We start from the raw sequence: 5810 nt of genomic DNA, 5'->3' as shown, positions 1-5810 counted from the left end.
TCAATCCCCTGCCCCAAGCGGGCAGCGGTGTGGGGTGGTATGGGCCGGGATTACCGGCCCATAATCAGTGGGTTAGTTGCAGGGGTTGATGGTGAACCCGGCGCGGTATTCGGCGAGGTGCTTCGTGCGGGTTGCCTCATCCATGCCGCGCAGGGCGTTCAAGGGCGAGCCGAGCGTGTGGCCGCGCACATGATCCAGCGTCCACATGTCTTTGTCGTCAAAGCGCAGATGCGGTTGCGGGATCAGGGTTTTGCCGTCGGACCGCACGAAGTTCAGATCGACAATCGCATCGGCCAGATCGACGCCATCATACAGCGTCTCCCATTCGCGCTTGCCCGAGAACCGGCCCATCGCCGGGGTCGGACGGCCTTGGTATTCATCCGCGAAGGCCTCAACCGCCGTCCAGCGGTCGATTTCATGCGCGAAGGTGTGCAACTGGCCGTCGATGGTATCGACCACCATATCTTCGCGGATCAGGCAGGGCACCAGGCACGACCAGCAGCGATGCGGATAGACGTAGCCGACTTCCTCGTTGAAGGTGATCACCTTCTGGCCGGGCTTCGACAGCTTGGCATACCATTTCCAGAAATCGCCGAACTCGGCATACCAGCCGGGATACTTGTGCTCGAACCATTCGAAGTCTTTTTCGGTCTGCGCCTCGATCCGCCAGAAGTTCACCGGCCAGCCTACCGCAAAGAACTGCCCGACCTTGTGGACGTAGTTCTTCTTAGTGATCCGTTCCCATGCCAGCGTCACGTCATCATGGTGGATCTTGATGCCGTATTTTTCCATCGGCAGCATGTAGGTGCGGTAGTAGTCTTCATAGACCCAGCGATGCCACATCTCGGCATAGCTTTCCTTGTTCTTGTCGCGGTCGGTGGTGCCGTATTCGATGAAGGTGCCGATGGCCGCGTCAACGATGGCATGGTTCTGCCAGAAGGCATATTTCATGTCGCGCTCAATGAGCAGGTGGTTTTCCGGCTCTTTCAGCGCGGCCATCATCAGTGAGTGGCCGTTGCCGATATGGCGGGATTCGTCGGACTGCACCGACAAAAACACCGTGGGCAAAGCATAGTCGCCGTTGCGGGCTGCTTCCGACGGCATCGCCACAAACAGCGTGTTGGTGAACGCGGTTTCGGCCACAACGGTCAGATACATACAGGCCGAGGTCATCGCGTCGCCGGTGATGAAACCTTCGCCGAACTGCCGACCAATGGTGGTAGCATAGCATTTGCCGAAGGCTTCTTCGGTGATGTCAAAGCCCGCCGGGTCGATGTAGTTTTCCATATACCACTTTTTCAGATTCATCTGAATCGTGGAATGGCGGAATTCATCGACCATCTGCATGGTAAAGCCGGTGCGCAGATCCTCGCCCGGTGCCAGACGGCTGACCATCGCCATTGAGCGGGCGGCAGAGATTTCCGGGAACGGGATGATCGCCAGAAACAGCTTCATCCATTCGACCCAGCGGGGTTCGACGTTGCGGAACATGTCGCCACGCAGGGCGGCGTCCAAGGCACCGTAAACCCGGTTGTCCTTTTCTTCCTGCATCGAGAAGTAGGAGCGCAGCACCTGCTTCATCGGATCGCGCGGGGCTTTGGTGATCTTGTAGTCGCTGGGGTAGGTCATCGCTTCCTGCACATAGGAAGGATTCCACCCCAGATCGGCGCATTTGCGGGTCGCATCGGCCACCGAAATGCCCTTTTGCGCGGTAATTTTGTTGAGTGTCAGAGTCGACATTGTTGCTCACCTTTTTGGTTCGTGTGAATGTGGGCAGGACCGTCGGCAAAGGTCAGAGAACTGCGCATCGCAGCCATCCAAGACGTCGGATCAGTTTCACGGTTTGTGAATTTCATTCGCAACGCAGGCCTCCCTTCCTTCGTTCTTTGAGCCACCTTGAGTTGTCGCGGCGGCTTTCTTTTTCTTCGATGAGGCAATGTAGGGGCCAAAATCTGCTGCGGCCAAACAGATAATTTTCTGTAACGAAGGGCTACGAATTGTAATGAATGGTTACGGATTCATATTTTGTCGCAATGCTATCAGCGGCAGATATGCTGTGGGCTGCGGAGGAAAAATCGGGAAGGTCCGGTTTTAGCGCGGAGCGGTCATATGTCTGATATAAAACAGATTTCCGACAAGATGGCCGAGTTGCAGAAACTGCGGGTCGCGGTGGTGACGCTGCTGTGCCAAGAGAACTGCAAGCTGCTGAGCAGGCGCCAGCGAGTGGCTGGCAAAGAGATTGAGGTGATGTGCGGCGAGCGCGACCTGATCGGTATGGCCGATCAGGTCGCAGCGCAAGCTGCGCTGGATCAACTCTACCTGGAGCAGAGATCCGCCCAGCTGGCTTTGGCCGAAACCGAACAGGAAACCGAGCGGTTGGAAACTTTGCTAGCTAGGATCGGTGCCGATATTTCCGCGCTGTGCCAATCATAAACCGGGGGGAATGACATGAAAGACGAACGCGCCCATTTGCAGCTTTTTGATCTGATCGCGCGTGACTGGCAGCTGGCCTCACCCGCCCAACAGATCAACTTCAATGCCGACACCTCTGCCGTTGCTTTCGCCTGTGCCGATGGATCTGTGCATCTGGCGGCCACTGCCGACAAAGCCTCGCCCACCCAGCGCACCCGGCGGGCGATTGACACCGGACGGCTGACGATTGCGGCGCGGGAGAAGCCGTTCTTGCCGCTGAAAGTGGCGGAGTTCACCGAAGGGCGCAGTTCGGATGTGGTGGCGTTTGGCGCGCAGGGCTTTGCCTTTGCCAAGACCAGCGGGCGGATCAATGCGCTGTCGGCGGGCGGGATCGCCTATCACATTCCACCCCGCGCGCAGACGGCGATACAGGTGCTGGCGGCATCGCCGGATGGCAAGGTTTTGGCCTATGCCAGTGCCGCGCAGCTTTATGTCGCCCCTGCCGAGACCTCCGAGCCGGAGATGATTGAATTGCCAAATGAGATCAGCGCCGTGGCGTTTTCACCCGATGGGCTGACGCTTGCCGTGGCGCATGGAAATGCTGTGTTGCGGTTGCCGCTTCAGGCGCTGAACCGCCAACCCGTTGAGAGCTTACTTGCCGAACCGGCCAGCGGCTTGCATTGGCACCCGGATGGCGCTTGGCTGGTGTGCAGTGTGGCGGCGGATGGGTTTTATCTGATCGACACCGCCCGCAACCAAATACTTCACCGCAACAAATTCCCCGCCGCCGTGCGCAGCGTTGGCTTTGGCCCAAGCACTGCTACCGTGGTCGCCTCGGGGGCGTTCCGGGTTGCTGCTTGGGCATTGGAAGACGGCCGCGATGTGGTGACGGGCAAGGCGGGCCTTGTGTTGGTCAATGCGGTCGCCACCTGCCCCAACCGCAATCTGGTGGCGGTCGGCTATGCCAATGGGTTGCTGAGCCTTGCCGAGATCGGCCAACAGTCCGAGATTTTGCTGCGCGAGGATACCGGGGCCGGGATCACCGCGATGGTCTGGTCGCAAGAGGGCAAATATCTGGCGCTGGCCGGAACCGATGGCTCTGCCGCTTTGGTCGAATTCCCCGACGCAATGTTCAAATCCTGACTCCGTTCACAGAAAGCACTCCGATGACCGCAGAACTCACCGCAGAAGAAAAAAGCAAAGACGCATTCTTTCAGCGCATCGCCCTGATTGGCGAAGAAATGATCGCAGCCCATGGCCGTGACTTCGCCACTGGCGCGTTTGTTCTGGCAGCCCGCTGGATCAGCGAGGGTCGGCTGGGTGGGAAGATCCAAAGCAAAGCCGAGCCGGGGGGCGAGCAGCGCCCGAACTAGGCACGCGCTCGGCCCTTGTAACGCTTCGTTACAAGAGTGCAGTTTTTTCGCCCTGTTTCGATGCAATGCAGAAAATTCCGCTGGCTGTGTTAGCCTGCGACAAAATGACACCCATCGCACACCAAGGAGTGAGTCGATTGGATATACGTTCGAGACTTAGCGCGACGAGACCGGAAGACAAGCGCGCCAAAGAATATCTTCAGCGCAATTGGGGCACCATCGAAAAGCTGGCCGATACCCTTAGCGGTGGTAAGTATTCGGCAGACAAAGCCCGCAAGGCGGCACCGCCGCCACAGGCGCAGGGTTTGATCATTGTGGATCAGGCGCCGCCGCGCAGGCCAGATGAAGCGGTGCCCTATGTCCGCATCAGCTTGAATGGACGGGTGGTGCTTGCAGACAGCAATACCGGCGTGCAACTGGCGTTCTTGGGCGAGATCAAGCGACTGAATGGCGAGAGATGCTTTTTCCTCGCAACGGCAGAGAATGGCTTCATCAGCCCGCTAGAGCCTGAAACTGTTGAGAAAATTGCTGATCTGGCGCAAAGGGTGATCAACCGCGCCTACACGGAAGACCAACTCGCAGACGACATCAAAGCGCGGCTCGACATCGCGTAGTTGTGCCCATGCCTATACGAACTTCGGCGCCAGCAGAAAATCAGCATAAGATTGCGCTGTGCCGAAGGTTAAGTCTACGGGAGGAGACTTAATGATGACATCTGACCAGCGCAGCGCGCTTAAGGCCGCACGTCCGGGCATTGATTTCACCGATGTAGACCCGCGGGAAACCTCGCGGGCCTGGAACAAATTTCTGTCGAACCGCAACGCGCCCAGCCTGCCGATGACTGGGGTGCGCTCGTTGATCTATCAATCCTGGGTGCGGTCAAACACCACCGGCATCAAGCCCGACCAATTTGCCGCGCCATCGCTGGAACGCAGTGGAATGGCCGCAAAATCCAGCCATGATCAGGCTGAACTGCGCAGGGCGGCGCGGGCTTCGATGATGCGGATCGGCGATTTGTTGTCGGGGGCGGAGGCAATGCTGCTGCTGACCGACCGTGATGGCCTTATTCTAGAGGCGGTCGGTGACAATTCCACCCTCAGCAAGGCCAGCAAGATCAACCTGTCTGTCGGGGGTTTGTGGAGCGAACATGCCTCGGGCACCAATGGTATCGGCACGGCGTTGTGGACCGGACAACCGGTTTATGTGCATGGCGAAGAGCATTTCTGTGAGGGCATGAAGGCGTGGAGCTGTGCTGCCGCCCCCATTCGCGATCCGATTGATCAAAGCATCATCGGTGTGGTCAATCTGTCCGGGTTGACCCGGATTTTTCAAAAGCATAACGCCGCCTTCGCCGCCACCGCCGCCCGTGATATCGAACTGGTGCTGCAGCAAGAGCAATCCTTGCTGAACATTCGGCTGATGGAGGCTAGCATTGGCAGCCTGCCCGGTCAGGCCATGGACAATGCGGACGGATTTGCGATCATCGACCGCTTTGGCAGGCTGATTTTCAGCCGCAACAGTGGCGTCAATATCGGGCGACCAGATCAGGAGTTGGGGCTAGGGGCGCATTTTCTGGAATTGCCCGATGGCATTTCCGAAGCAAAGATCGCCGCAGCCTTGCCCAGCGCGCATTGTTGCAATGACATCCGGCTGATCGAAATCGACGGCATGATCAAAGGCGCTGCGTTGGCGTTCCGGCAAAGCCCGAACGCATCGCATCCGGCCCCTATGCGGCAGCCGTCCACTCCGGCACTGCCCGGAGTGCTGATCGGCACGACGGGACTGAAGATCGTCGGTGAAAGCGAAGCGATCTTGCAGGCGCTGGATACCGCCAATCGCATTGCTTCGGCCAATGAGCCAACCTTGATCGAAGGACAAACCGGCGTTGGCAAAGAACTGTTTGCGCGCCTGATCCATTCGCGCTTGTCGCCCGAAAGCGGCCGTTGCTTTCGCACGGTCAACTGCGGCGCGATGACACCGAAAATGTTCGGTGATGCGCTGTTGCAACCGCTTGAGGCCGAGGGC

The 5810-nt window shown here is 58.5% G+C and carries 6 protein-coding genes; 5 read left to right on the top strand and 1 reads right to left on the bottom strand.

The genetic code is table 11. From position 1 onward, the window contains the following. Positions 1–72 precede the first annotated feature (72 nt). A complete protein-coding gene (locus U1A24_RS19185; protein WP_322323592.1) occupies positions 73–1740 on the bottom strand; it encodes an aromatic/alkene/methane monooxygenase hydroxylase/oxygenase subunit alpha in 1668 nt (555 codons plus the stop codon). A 369-nt stretch (positions 1741–2109) separates the two neighbouring features. Between U1A24_RS19185 and U1A24_RS19180 the strand changes: the two genes are divergently transcribed. The 5 genes from U1A24_RS19180 to U1A24_RS19160 all read left to right on the top strand — a co-directional run. Continuing rightward, positions 2110–2433: a hypothetical protein gene (locus U1A24_RS19180; RefSeq protein ID WP_322323591.1), complete on the top strand. Its 324-nt coding sequence runs from the start codon at positions 2110–2112 to the stop codon at positions 2431–2433. Positions 2434–2448: 15 nt separating this feature from the next. Further along, entirely contained in the window at positions 2449–3555 is a 1107-nt protein-coding gene (locus U1A24_RS19175; protein WP_322323590.1) for a hypothetical protein, read from the top strand. A gap of 23 nt (positions 3556–3578) precedes the next feature. Beyond that, a complete protein-coding gene (locus U1A24_RS19170; protein WP_322323589.1) occupies positions 3579–3785 on the top strand; it encodes a hypothetical protein in 207 nt (68 codons plus the stop codon). A gap of 65 nt (positions 3786–3850) precedes the next feature. Beyond that, complete coding sequence (locus tag U1A24_RS19165) at positions 3851–4399, top strand: hypothetical protein (RefSeq protein WP_322323588.1); 549 nt, start codon at positions 3851–3853, stop codon at positions 4397–4399. Between the two features lie 94 nt (positions 4400–4493). Further along, positions 4494–5810, top strand: a 1317-nt coding sequence (locus tag U1A24_RS19160; RefSeq protein WP_322323587.1) for a sigma-54-dependent Fis family transcriptional regulator, incomplete at its 3' end; no start/stop codon positions are given.

This window comes from Cypionkella sp. (assembly GCF_034376685.1).
GTDB lineage: Bacteria > Pseudomonadota > Alphaproteobacteria > Rhodobacterales > Rhodobacteraceae > Cypionkella.
The sequence above is the reverse complement of the archived record's forward strand: the minus strand, read 5'-3'. Positions and strand labels throughout refer to the sequence as shown.

Coding starts and splice junctions, on each gene's coding strand:
- U1A24_RS19185 (WP_322323592.1), bottom strand. CDS start 1,740: ATGTCGACTCTGACACTCAACAAAATTACCGCGCAAAAGGGCATTTCG.
- U1A24_RS19170 (WP_322323589.1), top strand. CDS start 3,579: ATGACCGCAGAACTCACCGCAGAAGAAAAAAGCAAAGACGCATTCTTT.
- U1A24_RS19165 (WP_322323588.1), top strand. CDS start 3,851: ATGCAGAAAATTCCGCTGGCTGTGTTAGCCTGCGACAAAATGACACCC.
- U1A24_RS19175 (WP_322323590.1), top strand. CDS start 2,449: ATGAAAGACGAACGCGCCCATTTGCAGCTTTTTGATCTGATCGCGCGT.
- U1A24_RS19180 (WP_322323591.1), top strand. CDS start 2,110: ATGTCTGATATAAAACAGATTTCCGACAAGATGGCCGAGTTGCAGAAA.